Here is an 18,796-nt window from a genome sequence, read left to right as displayed (position 1 = left end):
AACTTTCGGAAAGGTCATACAAATGAAAGCGTTTTTATATATAAACGTTCGGAAAAAAGACAAAAAGCTGGCATATGGCCAGCTTAGAAAATGAAAATTATTTATTTTGCTCGTTGTAACGTGCGATGCATTCGTCAATAAGCTTCGCAGCAGCTTCCGCACCTTCCCACGTGCCGATTTCTGTTTTCTTTCCTTCTAAGTCTTTGTAGCGTTCGAAGAAATGAGCAATTTCTTTCAGTTTATGCTGTGGAAGATCTTCGAGACTGCGCACATCAGCGAAGCGAGGATCATCAACAGGAACGCCGATTAATTTCGCATCTTCTTCGCCGCCGTCAACCATGTTTAAGTAACCGAGCACACGCGTTTCGATGACGCAACCAGGGAATGTTGGATTTGTTACGATAACTAAAATATCAAGCGGATCGCCATCTAATGCAAGCGTATTTTCTAAATAACCATATTCCGCAGGATAAAACATTGGCGAATATAACACGCGATCAAGCTTAAATACACCGCGCTCTTTGTCATATTCGTATTTGTTTTGGCTTCCTGTTGGAATTTCAATAAACGCTTCAACAGCTTTATTTTCAAACGCCATGTCAAATTCCTCCTTTTTCAATTATGTATACTTTATTTATTATAGTCGATTGGACAAGTTGTGACAACGATAGAGGAAAAGAAAAGGGCAAGCTTCACATGAAGTTTGCCCCTCGTTGTTTTTATTCGAACTTATTTGGATCGCCGTCAAATGGCTCGTCCGCAACTTTGATTGAGTCTGTTGGACAGCCTTCAAACGCGTCCATCATATCATCAATGAGGACGTCCGGCACTTCAACGATTCCTTGGTTGTCGTCTAATGTGACGTACGCAATACCTTCATCATCGTAGTCATAAATGTCTGGTGCAGCTGCCCCACAAGCACCACAGGCGATACATGTTTCTTTGTCAACAATTGTGTACTTTGGCATACAATGACCCTCCTTAATTATATGGAACCAATCGCTTCGTATGAAACGTTGGAAACGTATTCCTCACACTTTTATAATAAATGTGTTTCGGTAACTTTTCAATAAAAAACTCCATTGAAAATGCTTATCAGTACATAGTTTCCCCTCACACCTTCTCGCTTAATCTGGTAAAATGAAAGAGAAAATGGAGTGAATGTTTCATGTTGCAACATATCGTTTTATTTTGTATCGATCGTTTTCGCGGCGAGCGGTCTATTGCCGCGATTGATCATTTGCTCAATGGAAAAAAAACAGCGCAAACGTTACAAGATAGTAAGTGGTACAACGTTAGCCGGCTGTTTGGAACAGTGCCGATTGATCGTTCTCGTTTGCTTCATATTGCGCGTCAATTAAAAGCGAACGGATGGATTCACGAAGTGGACGAGCATATATATTGCATAACCTCAAGTGGAAAAGAGGAGCTTCGTTATTTTGTCTTCCCTCCTCACGTGGACGGATGGAAATATATGAACGAGTCTTCTTTATTTTGGAAGCGATTTTCTTTACTTATTCAAACGGTCACAAACGTTATTTATCGCACGCCGTTTGAGCCTGTACATCGCGATGAGCGCATTCAATCATTTGTGAAGCGCTGGCTATTTCAACATAAACATATGCAGGCGCTCGTTCGGTCGTTATATGAAGAAATGTATGGGCTACTTAGCCGTGTAGAAGAGAAAGAAGCAAATATTTTTGTTTGGCGTTTGACGACCCGTGACCGCATCGGATGGACGAACGAACAAATTGCTTACGCTATAAAAGAAGAAGATGTAGCCGTATGGCTATCGTTTCAAAACGTTTTGCATTTTATACTTGGGACGATAGAAAAAGAAAAGGAAACGTTTCCGCTTTTATATTCCTTGCGTGAACAAAAACAGATACCATTGACAACGTCAGCTAAAAAAACATGGGACTTATTAAAAAAAGGGTATGGTCTGGAACAAATTGCGCAGCTACGCCGATTGAAAAAAGGAACAATCGAAGATCATATTGTAGAAATCGCGACATATGTTCCATCTTTCGTTACAACGCCTTTTTTGGAAGAAAATAAACGTAAACGCATTATTCAGCAAGCATATCAATTACAAACAAACAAATTGCGGGCGATAAAAGAGGCGCTTCCTGATGTGTCTTATTTTGAAATTCGCCTCGCATTAGCAAGATGGGAGAAGGAAGATGTTTGACGTATTAAAGGAGCGATTCGGTTACGATTCATTTCGTACAGGACAGAAAGAAATTATTGAAGATGTGCTTAACGGATGGGATTGTGTTGCTATGCTCCCGACTGGGGGAGGGAAATCGCTTTGTTATCAGCTCCCTGGCTACATATTAGAAGGTAGCGTGTTAATTATTTCTCCGCTTGTGTCACTTATGGAAGACCAAGTGCAGCAGTTGCGAAACCGTGGTGAAAAACGGGTGGTGGCGCTCAATCGGTTTCTTTCTTATCGCGAAAAACAAGACGTATTGCGCGAATTAGCATCGTACCGTTTTATTTACGCTTCCCCAGAAATTTTACAGTCCCCGATGCTTATTGAAGCGTTAGCGCGTATACGTATTTCGTTGTTTGTTGTAGATGAGGCGCATTGTATTTCGCAATGGGGGCACGATTTTCGCCCTGATTTTTTAAAGCTCGGTCTTCTTCGGGAGATGTTCGGCGATCCTCCTTGCTTAGCATTAACAGCAACAGCTACCCGTCAAGTCGTTGAAGATATTGTGAAGACGTTAAACCTTAAGCATGTAAAACATCATATATATCCGCTCGATCGTCCAAATATTTGTTTATACGTCCAATACGTTCATACTGTTGAAGAGAAAATCGAGGCGCTGAAAGAGCTCATTGCCTCGTTGCCTAAGCCGGGCATTGTGTACGTATCGAGTCGTCAATGGGCAGAAGCGTTAGCGCAAACGTTACACGGAGAGTACCGTGTAAGTTATTATCACGGTGGAATGGATGGTGAACAGCGCCTCCTCATCCAACAGCAGTTCGTTTACGATCAGCTAGATGTTATTTGTTGCACAAATGCTTTTGGCATGGGCATTAATAAATCTAACGTTCGCTTCGTTATACATTTTCATTTACCGACACAGCCGGAAGCATATTGGCAAGAAATCGGACGCGCTGGGCGAGATGGAAACGAAAGCATAGCCGTATTGTTATATGCCCCAGGTGATGAACAACTCGGACAAGCGATGATCGACATAGAATTCCCAACGATAGAGCAAATTGTATATGCGTTGCACGCTTTACGAAGTGAACAAAAAGAGACGGGATTAACAGACGTACAACAACGTCTCCTTTTATACTGGCTAGAACAAATGGATACTCAAGAAGATGTGAACATATTAGCAAAGCAACTGTACGTTCATATCGAACAAAGAAAAAAAGAGAAAATGAACAAATGGATATTTATGCAACAATGGGTGAACGAACAAACATGTCGTCGACGTGCGATGCTTTCCTATTTTGGACAACAACCACTTCCGAATGAACGTTGTTGTGACCGATGCGGCGCCCATATATACGTAAATGCTCCCACAACACATATTCAACCTATCCAGTTGCGTCCATGGCGCGAAGAGCTTCGTTCAATGTTTGCGATAAAGGTGGAGACGGAATGATTAAAAAACAAATGGATATGGCTAGTCAAATAAGCGAGCGAGAAATTGTATACCATTTATATATCACACAAGCGCTTATTTTTCTTATTGCATTAGCATTAGGTTCATATTTATTTACACGAGATACATTCATGGCGATATGGCAATGGGATGTTCGGGAAATATTATTATATGGTGGTGGATGCGCCGCACTCGTTCTTTTTGTCGATTTTTTACTTATTCGCTATGCTCCTGAACATTGGTATGATGATGGGGGAATTAATGAAAAATTATTCCGTTCTCGCTCAGTCCCACATATTTTTATGATGACCGCGGTCATTGCGTTTTGTGAAGAACTGCTGTTTCGCGGTGTCATTCAGACGCATGCTGGCTTGTTTTTCGCGAGTGCTATTTTTGGTTTGTTGCATATTCGCTATTGGCGGAAGTGGCTTCTTCTTATTGCTGTCGTTAGTTTAAGTTTTTGGATTGGATTCGTATATGAGTGGACAAACAACTTATGGGTGACGATTTTTGCCCACTTTCTCATTGATTTTATTTTAGCGTTACACATCCGGTATCGTGTGAAAGAGGTGAAAGGCGATGCGTGAAGATCAAGCAGAAAATTTACGTAAAAAAATGGAGAATATAAGTGATCAACAAGAGAGCGATGAACTTCATTTGCCACCGCGTAGCCAAGTGCATAATAAAAAGAAGAAAACAAAATGGAAAATCAAACATCCGCTCGTTCGCATACTTGCTCTTTTTTTCATTTTGTTACCTATTGCGATTTATAGCATGTATCACCTAGTTGATAAACGACCGATTCAAGTAGTTACGATTGATGGCGAAAGCTACGAAACGGTCGATGTCGATCAACAAAAAGAAAAAGCTCCGCCACGAAAGCCGCTTGAAAATGAAGCGAAAGAGGAGGAGCGTGCGCCGGATGAAGCGGAGTCGGCATTTACTTATCACACCGTACAAGAAAACGAGACGCTATACAGCATTGCGATGAAATATTATGGAAATGAAAAAGGGATGGATCTTATTAAAGAATGGAACAATTTAACGAGTACGAAGCTGCAAAAAGGCCAAGTGTTAAAAATCCCGAATATGAATGGAAAATAGGTATACGACCCTACCGATGGACATACAATCGTAATAAAACGTGATCGGTAGGGGTGGCTATGATTTTCCCGATAGATTTAGATGAAGTGACGAAGGTTATTTTACAGCGCATAATTGCTCATAAAAAAGAATGGAGCGATATGGAAAAAAGAATGAAATGGGCACTTATTTTGTTTTTGTTTTCTCTTATTTTGTTCGGATTATATACATATCAAACTATTTTTATTCCGAACCATACATCGATACAACGAATGATTGGGGCAATCATTCGTGATGAACGCATGCTTTCGTTTGTCGCATTTGTTAGTTCGGTTGGGTGGCTTGTTTCTTTTTATAAAAAGAAAAGCGAAAAAGCAGAACAAGATTTTCATGCTCTTCGTTGCGAATTTATTCAAAAAAGTAGCGAATTGCTTCAAGAAGAGGCGTGGAAAAAACGACATCTCCTTTTTACGTGGATGAAGGAAACGTACGATATTCAACTTTATCATGAAAACAAGTGAACACACTCTCGCTCATTTCATATGCTAATGGCGGGAGGGAGTATAAAATGTGGCTTTTTTTATTAATCGGGTTCGTATGTGGATATTTTATGATTGCTTGGACGCCGATGGTGGAACCGTTCGTGTTTGAAGTGTTTTTAACGGATATGATCTTTGATCCGTTAAAAACATTTTTTGCGCTCGTTAGCTTTTTTATCGGTTTTATCGCTAACGGTGTGTTAATTCGCACTGCCGTTTGGCATACGTGGCAAGCATGGCGAAAAGAAGCAACGGGTCGAAAAGAACAATTTTTGTCATACGGTGTGTTGCTCATATTTATTGTATTAGCAATGATTGATGTGAAAAAAACAGCAATCTTTTTCCTCTTTTCTTTTTTATATGGTATGATGGCCATGAGTGCATATAAAGAAAGGGAAATTTGAGATGGTATATGTTGTAGTAGCGTTTGTCGGGGTCATTATATATATGTGGATTGAAGCGCATCGCAATCGTGTTATTTTTCATTCGTTACCGTTTCCCACGTTTCCAAAAAGCTTTTCTCGCCTGCGAATCTTTTTTATCTCTGATATTCATCGTCGTCGCGTATCCGAAACATTCATTGACTCATTGAAAGGAAAAGTGGATCTCGTCATCATTGGTGGCGATTTAACAGAAAAAGGAGTCCCGTTTTCACGCGTCAAACGAAATATTGAGTTGTTCAAGCAGCTTGGCCCTGTTTACTTTGTTTGGGGAAACAATGATTATGAAGTAGACTACCATGAATTAGATGCGCTATTGCTTGAAAGCGGTGTGAAAATATTAGATAATACAGCAGTCATATTTGAAAGTGAACAAGGTGATCGGATTGCTTTGCTTGGGGTAGACGATATGAATCAAGAAAGGGAGCGTCTTGATCTTGCTTTAGAAGACGCAGGAGATGCGAATTTTCGCATCGTTGTCAGTCACGATCCGCGAATCATTCAAAAAATAGCACCAGAACATCACATTGCCCTCGTTTTAAGCGGGCATACACACGGCGGGCAAATTCGTTTCGGTCCATTCGGTTTATATGAAAAAGGACGTTTACAAAACGTAAACGGCACGATGTTGCTAGTTAGCAATGGATACGGAACAACGACGCTTCCCCTTCGTTTAGGAGCGCGAGCAGAAACACACGTAATCGAGCTAAAACATAAAAAAAGTTAAGCAAAACTTATACAAATTTTACACACCTCCTTCATATTCGCTATAATGTTGACAGAATGACGCGAGATATGGAGGATTTTTTATGTCAGCGCAAGAAGGAAAATATAATGTAAAAGCCGTATCGAATATGTTAGGGGTGCAACCTGGGACGTTGCGTGCGTGGGAACGCCGTTACCAAATTATCGCGCCACCGCGCAATGAAGCTGGCCACCGATTATATACAGAGGAACAAGTGCAAATATTAAAATGGCTCGTTGATAAAGTGAATCAAGGGTTCACGATTAGTCAGGCGATTTCCCTTATAGAACAACGCCATACAGATGTGCACGTCGAGGCGAAAGATCACGTCGCCGCTCTTCGTGAACGATTGTTGCAGGCGCTTTTATCGTTTCAAGAATGGACGGCACATGAATTGCTAAATGAGGCATTTAGTTTATATACGGTTGAAAAAGTTGCGCTCGACTTATTAACCCCGCTTCTTGTGCGAATCGGGGACTTATGGAAACATGGTAAAATTACGAGCGCACACGAACACTTCGCCACCGCTTTTTTGCGTTCACGTCTCGGTATGGCGTTTTCTATGCTTCCAATTAATCGATTGTTACCGAAAACGATTTCGGTATGCGGACCGAACGAATGGCACGAGATCGGATTATTTATTTTTACATTATATTTACGGAGAAAGGGATACGAAACGATTTATTTAGGAGCTGGTGTTGACCAGCGCGATTTACCGATCGTTATTAACGAAGTGAAGCCTGCTTGCATCTTTTTGTCTTGCACGTTGCAGCAAAATGTCGCAGCGACATTACAACTTGTTGATGAATTGAAACAAACATGCCCTCATATTCGTATTGGAGTTGGAGGACGGGCGTTTGATGAAGTTGATGAACAAATAAAAACGAAGTATGGTGACCATCTTCTTGGACAGTCAAAAGAACAATGGGATGAATGGTTAAAATCCAATGAAAAATACTTGTCTAAAAGGGGGAAAACGATGTAAACTCATTATTAATATGATGAACGTTTTTACACGTTTATCATATGCTAACAGTAAAGTCTGTGTAGGTAAGGAGGGATGTTTATGCGGCTTGAACGCTTAAACTACAATAAGATTAAAATATTCCTCACATTTGACGATTTAGTCGAGCGCGGTTTAACGAAGGAAGATTTATGGAAAGATACGTTTAAAGTGCATGAACTATTTCGTGATATGATTGAGGAAGCAAGTGAGGAGCTCGGCTTTGAAATTAACGGGTCGGTCGCTGTTGAAGTGTACTCTTTACCGGCACAGGGCATGGTCGTGATCGTAACGAGCGAAGGTGAGATGACAGATGAGGAAGACGAGTTTGGCGATGATTATATTGAAATGCAAGTCACGCTAGATGAAAGCGACGATATATTTTTTGAATTTCAAACGTTTGAAGACGTCATTCAGTTAGCTACGCGTCTTTATTCGCTCGGTTGTCATGGCGGCTCGCTTTACAGTTATGAAGGACGCTTTTATTTACATTTCGCTGAATCTATCATTCCAACGGACGACTTTGTTGCGATTTTAGCGGAATATGGAAGTCCGTCTACATTAACGATTTATCGTGTTGAAGAGTACGGCAAAAAATTGATTGCACATGAAGCGATTGCCGAGCTATATAAATATTTTGTTCAAAAATAACCTTCGCGAAGTAGGCGAAGGTTTTATTTTTAAAACGGGTAAGATAGGTGGTTTTCTTTTGACCATGCACGAATGAAATACTCTCGATTTTGAAACTTATGGAATGACTCGTTATGAACAGACGGGAATACGCGCTCAACGGATAAATGTTGCGTTCGGTGCGCAAGTAAAGCTTGGCGCACTTTTTTTGCTTCCTCTTCCGTGAATGTGAAGATGATGTCGATGTTTTCTATCGGATCGCCAAAGCGATCAGGTCGGCCGACAACAGTTACGTAATACAATTGTTCGACAATATGATCCATCGCTGTCACCGCTCGATATGTCGCCCGTTGAATCGCTTGATGGTCTCGATGCCCAGAAATACCGTGCGGTGGGAACGTAACGACAACAGTTGGTTTATATCGTTCAATGATGTGACAAATGTCCCGAACGAGTGGCTCCTCATATTCAGATAACTTTCCATCGGGATATGTACCAATAATGAGATGATCGACACCTAAAATGTTCGCTGCTTGCTCTAATTCCTTTTTGCGCACTTGCGGTAGCTGTTCTTTTGTGCAAACAGGTGGGTTTCCACATTTCCCTGCATCACCAGGCGTCGCGCTATATACGATCGTTTCCACATCGTCTCGTTTCGCTAACGAGGCAAGCAATCCCCCAACAGTAAACGTCTCGTCGTCAGGATGTGCAAAGGAAAATAAAATGCGTTTTTTCATCTCTTTCGCCCCTTTCGCCCCTTTCTGTCGTACGTTCATTATAGCGCTTTCGTTTTCTTATGTGAATGATCGATTTTTTTGAAAACGATTACAAAAAATCGATAAAAACTTCTTTGCATATGCGCATAGAAGGTGTATACTATGACATGAAAGGCGGACAATATTTTACAAAAGGTTATGGGAGGTTTACAAATGGTAGCCGAAAAGCATACTAATGATGAAAAACATGATGTTTTACGAGCGACGCAAATCGTCATACATAGAGCGCTTGAAAAGCTCGGATATCCTGAAGAGGTGTATGAGCTGTTAAAAGAGCCGTTGCGCATGTTAACGGTCAAAATTCCGGTGCGCATGGACGATGGCTCAGTAAAAGTGTTCACTGGCTACCGTGCACAGCATAATGATGCGGTCGGTCCAACTAAAGGGGGTATTCGCTTTCATCCGAACGTCACAGAGCGTGAAGTGAAAGCACTTTCTATTTGGATGAGTTTAAAATGTGGCATTGTTGATTTGCCGTACGGTGGTGGAAAAGGTGGAATTGTGTGCGATCCACGTACGATGTCGTTTCGTGAGTTAGAGAGACTTAGCCGAGGCTACGTTCGCGCCATTAGTCAAATTGTTGGTCCAACAAAAGATATCCCTGCGCCTGATGTGTTTACAAACTCACAAATTATGGCGTGGATGATGGATGAATATAGCCGCATTGACGAATTTAACTCACCGGGATTCATTACAGGAAAACCGCTAGTGTTGGGCGGTTCACACGGTCGTGAAACAGCAACAGCTAAAGGGGTTACCATTTGCATTCGTGAAGCGGCAAAAAAGCGCGGCATCGACTTGAAAGGCGCGCGTGTTGTTGTGCAAGGTTTCGGTAATGCCGGAAGCTATTTAGCGAAGTTTATGCACGATGCAGGGGCGAAGGTGATTGGCATTTCCGATGCGTATGGCGGTTTATACGATCCGAACGGTTTAGATATTGATTATTTATTAGATCGTCGCGACAGCTTTGGTACGGTGACGAAGCTGTTTAAAAATACAATTACAAACAAAGAGTTGCTTGAACTAGATTGTGATATTTTAGTGCCAGCTGCCATCGAAAATCAAATTACAGAAGAAAATGCGCATAACATTAAAGCAAAAATTGTCGTTGAAGCGGCAAACGGCCCAACGACGATAGAAGCGACAGAAATTTTAACAGAGCGAGGCGTATTGATCGTTCCGGACGTTCTTGCAAGCGCTGGTGGGGTGACTGTTTCTTACTTTGAATGGGTGCAAAACAACCAAGGTTATTATTGGACGGAGGAAGAAGTAGAAGAAAAGCTTGAAAAAGTGATGGTCAAGGCGTTCAATAACGTATACGAAACAGCGCAAACACGCCGTGTTGACATGCGTTTAGCTGCGTACATGGTCGGTGTACGCAAAATGGCAGAGGCGTGCCGTTTCCGTGGCTGGATTTAATGTTTGCATGAACAAGCGAAATCTCCTATCATTGTATGATAGGAGATTTTTTGCTGAGGTGATTGTCAAGTGGAAAAAGAAAAAGTCATTATCGTCGGTGGAGGTCCTTGCGGGTTAGCTGCTGCCATTGCGTTGCAACATGCGAACGTTTCTCCGCTCGTTATTGAAAAAGGGAATATAGTTAATTCATTATATCATTATCCGACGCATCAAACGTTTTTTAGTTCGAGTGATCGTTTAGAAATTGGCGGTGTGCCGTTTATTACGGAAAACCGAAAGCCGAAGCGCAACCAAGCTCTTGCGTATTATCGGGAAGTTGTAACGCGCAAAAATATTCGTGTTCATGCCTTTGAAAAAGTCGAACGTGTCATGAAACGAGAGAGTGGAATGTTCATCGTTGAAACGAGCAAACGTACGTATGAAGCAACGTATGTCATTATTGCGACAGGATATTATGACAATCCAAACTATATGCATGTGCCTGGGGAACATTTACCAAAAGTGACGCATTATTTTAAAGAAGCACATCCGTACTACAATACAGATTGTGTCGTGATCGGTGGGAAAAACTCGAGCGTTGACGCCGCGTTAGAACTCGTTAAAGCAGGTGCACGCGTCACCGTTTTATACCGGGGTTCACAATATTCCCCGAGCATTAAACCATGGATTTTGCCAGAATTTGATTCGCTCGTACGTCAAGGAATTATCACGATGGAATTTAACGCTCATGTGAAAGAAATTACAGAAGATGCAGTCATTTATACAGTGAACGGCGAGGAAAAGAAAATAAAGAATGACTTTGTTTTTGCGATGACAGGATATCATCCAGATCACGATTTTTTAAAAAACATGGGCGTTCACATTGATGAGGAAACAGGGCGACCGATGTACAATCCAGAAACGATGGAAACAAATGTGGAAGGTATTTTCATCGCAGGCGTCATTGCGGCCGGAAATAACGCAAATGAAATTTTCATTGAAAACGGTCGTTTTCACGGTGACCTCATTGCTGCATGCATTGCTAAAAGAGAGAAGAAGGTGTCCGAATAAAATTCGGGCGCTTTTTTTATTGTTTTATATTGTTAACTGTAATAAAATATAGGTTGACAAATAAGAGGGAGAGGAGCATAATGAAAGGTTTTTTTATTACAGGGACAGATACAGACGTAGGAAAAACATTTGTCACTGCTTGTATGTTGCGCACGCTTGTTGACAAGCGTATACGTGTGATAGCTTATAAGCCTGTGCAAAGTGGAGCGCAATGGCAAGACGGGAAGTGGATCGCGCCTGATGTCGACGTGTACCGAAAAGTGATTGATGTGACTGATGAGGATGGATGTACATACTTACTACAAACTCCTTGTTCGCCGCATCTTGCTGCAAAAATCGACGGAGTGACAATCGAGCCCGATCACATTGTGGCACACGTCCATCAACTGCAACAAACTTATGATTTCGTGCTTGTTGAAGGAGCAGGAGGAATTGCGGTTCCACTCGTTGATAAGTCGTTTCTCATTGCCCATTTAGCTCAACTGCTACATCTTCCGTTAATCATCGTCGCGCGAGCAAGCGTTGGAACGATCAATCATACGGTGCTGACAGTGGAATATGCGAAAGCATTTGGTTTACAAATAGCTGGCATTATTATGAACGGCTTTTCTACACCAAAAAATGAAATTGAACAAGAAAACATACGAATGATTGAAGCGATGACACATGTTCCGGTGATCGGCGAAATTCCGCATATGACAAACTTTTCACATCAACAAATTGTATGGAGAAAGGAATGGTGGCAATGAACGAGTGGATTGAAAAAAGTAAAACATATTTATGGTTGCCGTTTACACAAATGAAAGATTATGAACAACATCCGCTCGTTATCGAAAGCGGGGAAGGCATTTTTTTGACGGATGTAAACGGAAAAACATATTATGACGGATATTCATCTCTTTGGTTAAACGTTCATGGACATCGAAAAAAAGAAATTGATGATGCCATTCGTGCTCAGCTTGAACGTATTGCTCATTCAACGCTGTTAGGGGCAGCGAATATTCCTGCCATTGCATTAGCCGAAAAGCTAATCGAATGGACGCCAAGTCATTTAACGCGCGTATTTTATTCAGACAGCGGAGCAGAAGCTGTAGAAATTGCGCTCAAAATTGCCTTTCAATATTGGAGAAACATCGGAGAACATAAAAAACAAAAATTTGTCACATTAACAAATGGGTACCACGGAGATACAGTCGGCGCCATTAGCGTCGGAGCGATTGATCTTTTTCATACCGTATATGAACCACTTATGTTTACGAGCTATAAAGCACCGTTTCCGCTCGTCTATCGCCATCCAAGCAACGATCCGAACGTTGTGCGCGATGAGGCGTTAGGTGCATTAGAAGCGTTATTTGCTGAACATCATGAAGAAATTGCCGCCATGATTGTTGAAGGAATGATTCAAGGGGCAGGTGGTATGCATGTCATGCCAAAAGGATATTTAAAAGGGGTAGAACAATTATGTCGGCAATATAACATTTTATTCATTGTCGATGAAGTAGCTACCGGTTTTGGCCGAACAGGAAAACGATTTGCGATCGAGCATGAAGATGTGCAACCTGACATCATGACGGTGGCAAAAGGCATTACGGGCGGTTATTTGCCGATTGCTGCTACATTGACGACCGAAGCGATTTATGAAGCATTTTATGGCGACTATACAGAGTTTAAAACGTTTTTCCATGGACATTCTTACACAGGAAACCAGCTCGGTTGTGCCGCTGCTTTAGCAAATATACAAATTTTTGAACGTGAGCGACTGATAGAACAAATAGAACAAAAAGCCACATTTGTCGCTGAACAGCTTGCATCGTTTAATGAACTTAATCATGTCGGTGATGTACGTCAGCTTGGACTCATGTGTGGCATCGAACTTGTGCGTGATCGCCGTACACACGAACCGTATCCGTGGACGGAACGGATGGGGTATAGAACGACATTAACGATGAGAGAAAAAGGGATGTTAACACGCCCGCTCGGCGATGTGATCGTTTTTATGCCACCGTTAGCTAGTACGTTTGAGCAACTAGGGGCGATGGTCGCTATTATGAAAGAGGCGATTATTGAAACAACAGAAAAAAGGGGCTAATTGTCAGCCCCTTATATTTCACCGTATATCGGTTCAGGATTTTGAAGTTTTTCTACCTTTTCTTCAATTCCATTTTGCGCATTAATAAAAATGCGATATGTGTCGTCTCCGAGCGTTCCTAAAAATTCGTAGCAAAGCACTTCTTCATTCATGTTGTTCATGATAATCGCCTTTCTTTCTTCCATAATGGTAACATTCGGACTCATTTTTTTGCGCGCTTGCTCAATTGAAATTGCTGGTTTTGGAATCGTTCGGTCGCGCTTAGATGATAGGTAGTCACGTGCGGAAAAACCAATGATGTTCCCGTCATCTAGTGCGATTTTCATTTTAATCGACTCGGGGTAAATACGAACTCCATTTTGCGACGTAACGAATGTGAGTACAGCAACATGATCATATTGAGTGCTTTCGTATAATTCAAAGTTGTTGAATTTATGTTGCTTTAAAAACTGAAGCCCGCGCATCGTCGCTTCGTTTAAACTGATGTTTTGTTTATTAACAGGACGATTTTCAATGACCCAAATTGGATATCCGCCTTTTTCAGTAACATCCATATACGTTTCGCTTTTTGTTTTTGGGTTTTTTATTGTTATGCTATAAAAGGCATCGCTTGCCCCTTCTCCGCTATGAACGACTTCAATTTTTTCATTCCCTTTTAAACCGAGAAACGTTTTTGCGATTTGTTTTGCTTCTGCTTCCGTAATCTTTTTTCCAGAAATATGTTCAAATCCTTTTTCTCTTTTTTCTACGCTTGTGAACGAAGGACCGAAATCAGTTTCATTATAAGATTGAACATTTTTCTCTACCGTTTTAAATCCATCTATAATGGTGTTGTCGTTTGGACGATTATTTGTCGCAAGTGCCAACTCTACATCCATCCAGCGCAAGTTGTTTTCTAATACAAGATGCTGGACGTTTCGTAACTCTTGTTGAATGTCAGCAGACTTTTTGTACAGTTGTTGTAACGCTTTATATTCTTCAGCGTTCAACGGTTGTTTATCTAAATCGCGAATCGCGGCACGATAGCTAAATGAACCGATATTTGATAAAAATTCTTCTGTTTTATTGAACGGCAATAGAGAAAGTGGTAATTGCCCGACAGTTGCGTGCGCTTCGGAAGCAAGGCGCCATACTTCCACAAGCGCAGGTGATAGCGATTGTCGGGAGTTCATCGCTAATGTTGTTCCGATTTGATCGTGCAGTAAGTCGATTTGATAAGTTAAATCATGAAAAGCTCGTTGATAATTGTTTTCTGCGTGAATTAAAATCGCGTTTTTTTGTTGATGTTCCCGATATCCCCAATATGCTGTTCCGGCGATGCCAACAGATAGTGCTGCAATAAGTAAAATACGTAGCAAAAAACTCCCCTCCTATTTACAGAAAATGTGTCTTCCAATTCGTTTAATTTGTGGACGGCTCCATATCCAACCGTTTGTCGCTGTGTTCGGGTTAAAGTAGTATAACGCGCCACCTGATGGATCCCATCCATTTAATGCATCGAGTACAGCCTTGCGCGACGTTTCGTTCGGAGTAAGCCAAATTTGTCCATCAGCTACAGCTGTAAATGCTCCAGGTTCAAAAATGACGCCAGCCACTGTATTTGGAAAAGAAGGGCTTTTTATGCGGTTTAAAATGACTGCTGCAACAGCTACTTGTCCGATGTACGGTTCACCGCGAGCCTCTCCGTGTACAGCGTTGGCCATAAGCTGTAAATCATTTTGTGAAAATCCATTTGGGACGTTGACGGCCGCTGTTCTTGCATTTCTTGATGCTGTTTGTTGTGGATTAGTCCGTTTTTTTGGTTGTGTATTGGCTGCTTTTTGAGTAGCCGTTCGGTTGCTTGTCCTTGTCTGCCGGACTTTTACTTGCTTACTTAGCGGAACTCCCCCGTAATGAGTAAAAGTGTTTCCTTTCCGTAAATTTTCATGGACAAACGATTTGTAATATTTTGAAGCACGAACGAGTCTTTGCTTTGTTTTTGGCCCCGCTAAACCATCCACAGGTAATTTAAATCTGGATTGAAAGTTTCGCAAAGCCCAATATGTTTGCCAACCGAACACACCATCGATCTTCCCCCTGTAAAAGCCGAGATATTGTAGTCTTGCCTGTAACTCAATAACATCGTCACCTACCGCTCCACGTTGGATTACTTGTTGTGAAAATGCATGTGCTTGGGACGTATAACTGACCGAAAAGATAAGAAATAAGCAAATAAACCATTTGCGCATTGTGACTCCTCCCTTGAATGTGTAAACAATACCTTTTGACGCTATTTTTTGTCACAATAACGTTTTTATACATAAAAAAGAAACCAAGCGTTACGCTTGGCTTGATGATTGGGTGATATCAATTGTCATAATTCTTGCGAGTTTTACTTTCCGTAAAGCGAGCCACCATAAAAAGATCATAAACGGAAGTATATAATATATCCACTGTTCTTGTGTTAATAAAATATAGTTATATATCCCATGAAATAAAAATGGAAGCAGAAAGGATAACAATATATACCCTTTTTCCCTTTCAGGTAAGCTGAATTTAGCTTTCCCTAGGTAAAAGCCCATGATTACACCAAACAGGGCATGGCTTGATACGGGCAACAGTGCACGAGTAACAGCAAACTCGACCCCGTTTGCTAACAAGTATAAAATGTTTTCAAGCGTAGCGAATCCGAGCGATACACTTACGCCGTAAACGATGCCGTCATAAGGTTCATTAAACTCACAACGATCATAAATCGCATAGTAAAATACAAACCACTTAAAAAACTCTTCAAGCAAACTTGTCGCTAAAAATGCTTCGACGAATGGGTTTGGCAGCATATCCTCGACTTTTAATACGTACTGAATAAACATAAGCGGAAACACTAAAAATGTTCCGTATAAAAACATGCGCAAAACAAGGGATAACGGTTCTGTTTCATATTCATCTTTCAAATAAAAGTAGCTGAGCAAAGCCAATCCCGGGGCAATCCCTGCAGAAATAATAGCCCACATAATTTCTTCCTCGTTCCCAATTCTTTTATTTTCATTTTGATGGTATCATGTTATTGTCAAATTGAAAATGCTTTGAGGCATATTTTTTATGCAATAAAGGTAAAGAAGGAAATGTTTTTAGCGAGGGGGAACATACGTTGATTAAAATCGGGGTGCCATTGACGCTTGAACCGAAATATAGCGAGCAAATGGAAAAATACAAATGTAAAGTCGCAGAGATGGAGGATGGGAAAATTTATATTGATTATCCGATTGATATGAGCACGAATCGCACCGCATTTTTGTTAGACGGAACGCAATTAAAAGCGAGCTTCGTCGGGGAAGATGAGGCGGTTTATGCGTTTGAAACAGAAGTGTTAGGAAGAACGAGACGCAATGTGCCCTTGCTCATTTTGTCATATCCTGGAGACAATCAGCTCCTTCGCATTCAACGTCGGCAATTCGTGCGTGTCGATGCCATTACGGACGTGGCCGTTCATCCGTTGAATGAAGAGTTTGCTCCATTTACGACAGTAACAAGCGACATGAGTGCCGGTGGGGCAGCCATTGTGCTACCGCATCATGAAACGGGATTGAAACATGGAATGACAATTGAAATTTGGCTTGTGCTTCATATGCGTTCAGGGGACTATCATTATTTACGCTTTCCCGCGCGCGTTGTTCGTATATTTGAAGAAAGAGTCCCGAAAGCATCTTTGCAATTTTTAGAGGTGAGCGATGTTGATCGCCTCACATTAATTCGCTATAGTTTTGAAAAGCAGCTTGAAGCGAGAAAAAAGGAACAATTTGAAGCATAAGTATACGTATTTTCTCCCATAATAAAAATAAAATGACAGGGAGGAAGAGGCGAATGAAGACAATTGAACGGATGTTGTGGAAGCTTGCTATTATACAGTTTATTTTTTTATGTATCGCTCAATATGTCGTTTTCCATTCGTCATTTGCACCTTACGTCGTGAAAGTGATTCGTTACGAAGGTGTCATGAAAAATTCTGAAACAAAAACGATTGAAACATTCGACCAACGATAAACGGTATGATACAATATAGAAGCAGGAACGTCCCTGCTTTTTTGTTGAAACGAAAACGACTGACAGGAGGCATTATGAAGAAGAAAATTTCGATCGCGATTGATGGACCAGCAGCTGCTGGCAAAAGTACGGTCGCGAAACGACTAGCTGAAGCGTTGTCTTACGTTTATATTGATACGGGAGCGATGTATCGCGCCTTAACATATTGTGCGCTTCGGCGCGGTGTAGACGTTCATGATGAAAAACAATTAATGAACGTGCTAAATGATACATATATTGAATTAAAACCTTCGCCAGCTGGGCAACTTGTATTTGCAAATGGCGAAAATGTTACAGAAGAAATCCGAAACAACGATGTGACAAACAACGTGTCATATGTAGCGAAACACCCAGCGGTTCGCGAAGAAATGGTTAAACGCCAGCGTGAGCTAGGTCGACACGGCGGCGTTGTCATGGATGGCCGCGATATTGGAACAAACGTGCTCCCGCATGCGGAAGTGAAAATTTTTTTGCTTGCGTCTGTTGAAGAGCGGGCAAAACGTCGTCACGAAGAAAATATAGCGCGCGGCATTCCGTCTAGCTTAGAGCAACTAAAAGAGGAAATTGCTCGCCGCGATCAAATTGACTCACAACGTGCAGTAGCTCCGCTGAAAAAAGCGGAAGACGCCATTGAAATCGATACGACGTCATTATCGATTGATGAAGTCGTTGATCGTATTATGTGCATTGTTTATGAAAGGGTGGAGGGACAGTGAACTTTTACATGTTTGCTCGCACAGTTGTTAAACATGTACTTACTCCGCTTTATCGCATAGAAGTAAGTGGGGTAGAACATATTCCAAAAGAAGGTGCTGTCCTCATTTGCGCCAATCATATTAGCAACTTAGATCCACCAGTTGTCGGGATCACATGTCCGCGTCCTGTTCATTTTATGGCGAAAGAAGAACTGTTTCACACACCTATTGTGAAGCAACTCGTTTCTCGTCTGCACGCGTTTCCTGTTCGTCGAGGAATGGGAGACCGAGAGGCGTTGCGGACAGGGCTAGCTTTATTAAAAGAAAAAAAAGTGCTCGGATTATTTCCGGAAGGGACGCGAAGTAAAGACGGGAAATTGAAAAAAGGGTTAGCTGGTGCGGGTTTCTTTGCGTTACGTAGCGATGCTGTTGTTGTGCCGTGTGCCATCATCGGACCTTATCGTGTCGGAAAGCGATTAAAAGTCGTATACGGTGCCCCAATTGATTTCGCTCCATGGCGGGAAAGAAGAGCGAGCGCTGACGAGGCCACAGCCGTCATTATGGAGCATATTCAGCAACTTTTAGATGAACATCAGTAGTTATGACTTGACAAAAACAACACTTTAATACAGATTAGTA

General features: G+C 41.6%; 23 protein-coding genes. 17 read left to right on the top strand and 6 right to left on the bottom strand.

The window, feature by feature from the left end; all coding sequences use genetic code 11:
• Nucleotides 1-97: 97 nt before the first annotated feature.
• Together BM213_RS02240 and BM213_RS02235 are read right to left on the bottom strand one after the other, a co-directional pair.
• Nucleotides 98-598: an inorganic diphosphatase gene (locus BM213_RS02240; protein WP_091700458.1), complete on the bottom strand. Its 501-nt coding sequence runs from the start codon at nucleotides 596-598 to the stop codon at nucleotides 98-100.
• Nucleotides 599-719: 121 nt separating this feature from the next.
• Nucleotides 720-968 (bottom strand): ferredoxin, encoded by a 249-nt coding sequence (locus BM213_RS02235; protein WP_003394452.1) that lies wholly within the window; start codon nucleotides 966-968, stop codon nucleotides 720-722.
• Between the two features lie 200 nt (nucleotides 969-1,168).
• Here BM213_RS02235 and BM213_RS02230 point away from each other — a divergent pair, with 200 nt between their 5' ends.
• The 9 genes from BM213_RS02230 to BM213_RS02190 all read left to right on the top strand — a co-directional run bounded on the left by BM213_RS02230 (nucleotide 1,169) and on the right by BM213_RS02190 (nucleotide 8,087).
• Complete coding sequence (locus BM213_RS02230) at nucleotides 1,169-2,191, top strand: YpbB family protein (RefSeq protein WP_091700456.1); 1,023 nt, start codon at nucleotides 1,169-1,171, stop codon at nucleotides 2,189-2,191.
• Nucleotides 2,184-3,626, top strand: coding sequence for a RecQ family ATP-dependent DNA helicase (locus BM213_RS02225; RefSeq protein WP_091700454.1), 1,443 nt, complete (start codon nucleotides 2,184-2,186; stop codon nucleotides 3,624-3,626). Before BM213_RS02230 ends, BM213_RS02225 begins: the two co-directional genes overlap by 8 nt.
• A complete protein-coding gene (locus tag BM213_RS02220) occupies nucleotides 3,623-4,213 on the top strand; it encodes a CPBP family intramembrane glutamic endopeptidase (RefSeq protein ID WP_091700452.1) in 591 nt (196 codons plus the stop codon). Before BM213_RS02225 ends, BM213_RS02220 begins: the two co-directional genes overlap by 4 nt.
• The gene (locus tag BM213_RS02215; RefSeq protein ID WP_091700450.1) at nucleotides 4,206-4,730 is read left to right on the top strand and encodes a LysM peptidoglycan-binding domain-containing protein; all 525 of its coding nucleotides are present in this window, start codon (nucleotides 4,206-4,208) and stop codon (nucleotides 4,728-4,730) included. Before BM213_RS02220 ends, BM213_RS02215 begins: the two co-directional genes overlap by 8 nt.
• A 59-nt stretch (nucleotides 4,731-4,789) precedes the next feature.
• Nucleotides 4,790-5,230 (top strand): YpbF family protein, encoded by a 441-nt coding sequence (locus BM213_RS02210; RefSeq protein ID WP_091700448.1) that lies wholly within the window; start codon nucleotides 4,790-4,792, stop codon nucleotides 5,228-5,230.
• 47 nt (nucleotides 5,231-5,277) lie between these two features.
• A complete protein-coding gene (locus BM213_RS02205) occupies nucleotides 5,278-5,652 on the top strand; it encodes a hypothetical protein (RefSeq protein ID WP_003394465.1) in 375 nt (124 codons plus the stop codon).
• A 1-nt stretch (nucleotide 5,653) separates the two neighbouring features.
• Nucleotides 5,654-6,415, top strand: coding sequence for a metallophosphoesterase (locus tag BM213_RS02200; protein ID WP_091700447.1), 762 nt, complete (start codon nucleotides 5,654-5,656; stop codon nucleotides 6,413-6,415).
• A gap of 82 nt (nucleotides 6,416-6,497) precedes the next feature.
• Entirely contained in the window at nucleotides 6,498-7,418 is a 921-nt protein-coding gene (locus BM213_RS02195; protein WP_091700445.1) for a MerR family transcriptional regulator, read from the top strand.
• A gap of 81 nt (nucleotides 7,419-7,499) precedes the next feature.
• On the top strand, nucleotides 7,500-8,087 hold the full coding sequence (locus BM213_RS02190) for a genetic competence negative regulator (protein WP_091700443.1): 588 nt from the start codon (nucleotides 7,500-7,502) through the stop codon (nucleotides 8,085-8,087).
• A gap of 29 nt (nucleotides 8,088-8,116) precedes the next feature.
• On the opposite strand, the gene BM213_RS02185 is transcribed toward BM213_RS02190, so the two are convergent.
• Nucleotides 8,117-8,842, bottom strand: a complete 726-nt coding sequence (locus BM213_RS02185; RefSeq protein WP_091700441.1) for a PIG-L deacetylase family protein — start codon at nucleotides 8,840-8,842, stop codon at nucleotides 8,117-8,119.
• A 153-nt stretch (nucleotides 8,843-8,995) separates the two neighbouring features.
• Between BM213_RS02185 and BM213_RS02180 the strand changes: the two genes are divergently transcribed.
• The 4 genes from BM213_RS02180 (at nucleotide 8,996) to bioA (ending at nucleotide 13,400) form a co-directional block, all read left to right on the top strand.
• Nucleotides 8,996-10,261, top strand: a complete 1,266-nt coding sequence (locus tag BM213_RS02180; protein WP_091700439.1) for a Glu/Leu/Phe/Val family dehydrogenase — start codon at nucleotides 8,996-8,998, stop codon at nucleotides 10,259-10,261.
• A gap of 69 nt (nucleotides 10,262-10,330) precedes the next feature.
• Nucleotides 10,331-11,311 (top strand): YpdA family putative bacillithiol disulfide reductase, encoded by a 981-nt coding sequence (locus BM213_RS02175; RefSeq protein WP_091700437.1) that lies wholly within the window; start codon nucleotides 10,331-10,333, stop codon nucleotides 11,309-11,311.
• An 80-nt stretch (nucleotides 11,312-11,391) separates the two neighbouring features.
• The gene (gene bioD, locus BM213_RS02170; RefSeq protein ID WP_077428630.1) at nucleotides 11,392-12,060 is read left to right on the top strand and encodes a dethiobiotin synthase; all 669 of its coding nucleotides are present in this window, start codon (nucleotides 11,392-11,394) and stop codon (nucleotides 12,058-12,060) included.
• A complete protein-coding gene (gene bioA / locus BM213_RS02165; RefSeq protein ID WP_091700435.1) occupies nucleotides 12,036-13,400 on the top strand; it encodes an adenosylmethionine--8-amino-7-oxononanoate transaminase in 1,365 nt (454 codons plus the stop codon). Before bioD ends, bioA begins: the two co-directional genes overlap by 25 nt.
• Nucleotides 13,401-13,411: 11 nt before the next feature.
• Here the strand turns inward: bioA and ypeB are convergent, their stop codons facing one another.
• The 3 genes from ypeB to prsW form a co-directional block, all read right to left on the bottom strand.
• On the bottom strand, nucleotides 13,412-14,758 hold the full coding sequence (gene ypeB / locus BM213_RS02160) for a germination protein YpeB (protein WP_091700433.1): 1,347 nt from the start codon (nucleotides 14,756-14,758) through the stop codon (nucleotides 13,412-13,414).
• A 12-nt stretch (nucleotides 14,759-14,770) separates the two neighbouring features.
• Nucleotides 14,771-15,628 carry a spore cortex-lytic enzyme gene (gene sleB, locus BM213_RS02155; protein WP_091700431.1) on the bottom strand — a complete coding sequence of 286 codons (858 nt, stop codon included), beginning with the start codon at nucleotides 15,626-15,628 and terminating at the stop codon, nucleotides 14,771-14,773.
• Between the two features lie 90 nt (nucleotides 15,629-15,718).
• On the bottom strand, nucleotides 15,719-16,393 hold the full coding sequence (prsW, locus tag BM213_RS02150) for a glutamic-type intramembrane protease PrsW (protein ID WP_091700428.1): 675 nt from the start codon (nucleotides 16,391-16,393) through the stop codon (nucleotides 15,719-15,721).
• A gap of 137 nt (nucleotides 16,394-16,530) precedes the next feature.
• Between prsW and BM213_RS02145 the strand changes: the two genes are divergently transcribed.
• The 4 genes from BM213_RS02145 (at nucleotide 16,531) to BM213_RS02130 (ending at nucleotide 18,756) form a co-directional block, all read left to right on the top strand.
• Entirely contained in the window at nucleotides 16,531-17,190 is a 660-nt protein-coding gene (locus tag BM213_RS02145; protein WP_091700426.1) for a flagellar brake protein, read from the top strand.
• Between the two features lie 53 nt (nucleotides 17,191-17,243).
• Nucleotides 17,244-17,423, top strand: a complete 180-nt coding sequence (locus BM213_RS02140) for a YpfB family protein (protein ID WP_003394493.1) — start codon at nucleotides 17,244-17,246, stop codon at nucleotides 17,421-17,423.
• Nucleotides 17,424-17,497: 74 nt separating this feature from the next.
• Nucleotides 17,498-18,178, top strand: coding sequence for a (d)CMP kinase (gene cmk / locus BM213_RS02135; protein ID WP_091700424.1), 681 nt, complete (start codon nucleotides 17,498-17,500; stop codon nucleotides 18,176-18,178).
• Nucleotides 18,175-18,756, top strand: coding sequence for a lysophospholipid acyltransferase family protein (locus BM213_RS02130; protein WP_091700422.1), 582 nt, complete (start codon nucleotides 18,175-18,177; stop codon nucleotides 18,754-18,756). Before cmk ends, BM213_RS02130 begins: the two co-directional genes overlap by 4 nt.
• Nucleotides 18,757-18,796 lie beyond the last annotated feature (40 nt).

The sequence above is a fragment of the Anoxybacillus pushchinoensis genome, assembly GCF_900111795.1.
GTDB lineage: Bacteria > Bacillota > Bacilli > Bacillales > Anoxybacillaceae > Anoxybacillus > Anoxybacillus pushchinoensis.
Note: the sequence above shows the minus strand (reverse complement) of the source record. Positions and strands in the feature narration are given on the sequence as shown.

Coding starts and splice junctions, on each gene's coding strand:
- BM213_RS02240 (WP_091700458.1), bottom strand. CDS start 598: ATGGCGTTTGAAAATAAAGCTGTTGAAGCGTTTATTGAAATTCCAACA.
- BM213_RS02235 (WP_003394452.1), bottom strand. CDS start 968: ATGCCAAAGTACACAATTGTTGACAAAGAAACATGTATCGCCTGTGGT.
- BM213_RS02230 (WP_091700456.1), top strand. CDS start 1,169: ATGTTGCAACATATCGTTTTATTTTGTATCGATCGTTTTCGCGGCGAG.
- BM213_RS02225 (WP_091700454.1), top strand. CDS start 2,184: ATGTTTGACGTATTAAAGGAGCGATTCGGTTACGATTCATTTCGTACA.
- BM213_RS02220 (WP_091700452.1), top strand. CDS start 3,623: ATGATTAAAAAACAAATGGATATGGCTAGTCAAATAAGCGAGCGAGAA.
- BM213_RS02215 (WP_091700450.1), top strand. CDS start 4,206: ATGCGTGAAGATCAAGCAGAAAATTTACGTAAAAAAATGGAGAATATA.
- BM213_RS02210 (WP_091700448.1), top strand. CDS start 4,790: ATGATTTTCCCGATAGATTTAGATGAAGTGACGAAGGTTATTTTACAG.
- BM213_RS02205 (WP_003394465.1), top strand. CDS start 5,278: ATGTGGCTTTTTTTATTAATCGGGTTCGTATGTGGATATTTTATGATT.
- BM213_RS02200 (WP_091700447.1), top strand. CDS start 5,654: ATGGTATATGTTGTAGTAGCGTTTGTCGGGGTCATTATATATATGTGG.
- BM213_RS02195 (WP_091700445.1), top strand. CDS start 6,498: ATGTCAGCGCAAGAAGGAAAATATAATGTAAAAGCCGTATCGAATATG.
- BM213_RS02190 (WP_091700443.1), top strand. CDS start 7,500: ATGCGGCTTGAACGCTTAAACTACAATAAGATTAAAATATTCCTCACA.
- BM213_RS02185 (WP_091700441.1), bottom strand. CDS start 8,842: ATGAACGTACGACAGAAAGGGGCGAAAGGGGCGAAAGAGATGAAAAAA.
- BM213_RS02180 (WP_091700439.1), top strand. CDS start 8,996: ATGGTAGCCGAAAAGCATACTAATGATGAAAAACATGATGTTTTACGA.
- bioD (WP_077428630.1), top strand. CDS start 11,392: ATGAAAGGTTTTTTTATTACAGGGACAGATACAGACGTAGGAAAAACA.
- bioA (WP_091700435.1), top strand. CDS start 12,036: ATGGAGAAAGGAATGGTGGCAATGAACGAGTGGATTGAAAAAAGTAAA.
- sleB (WP_091700431.1), bottom strand. CDS start 15,628: ATGCGCAAATGGTTTATTTGCTTATTTCTTATCTTTTCGGTCAGTTAT.
- prsW (WP_091700428.1), bottom strand. CDS start 16,393: ATGTGGGCTATTATTTCTGCAGGGATTGCCCCGGGATTGGCTTTGCTC.
- BM213_RS02140 (WP_003394493.1), top strand. CDS start 17,244: ATGAAGACAATTGAACGGATGTTGTGGAAGCTTGCTATTATACAGTTT.
- cmk (WP_091700424.1), top strand. CDS start 17,498: ATGAAGAAGAAAATTTCGATCGCGATTGATGGACCAGCAGCTGCTGGC.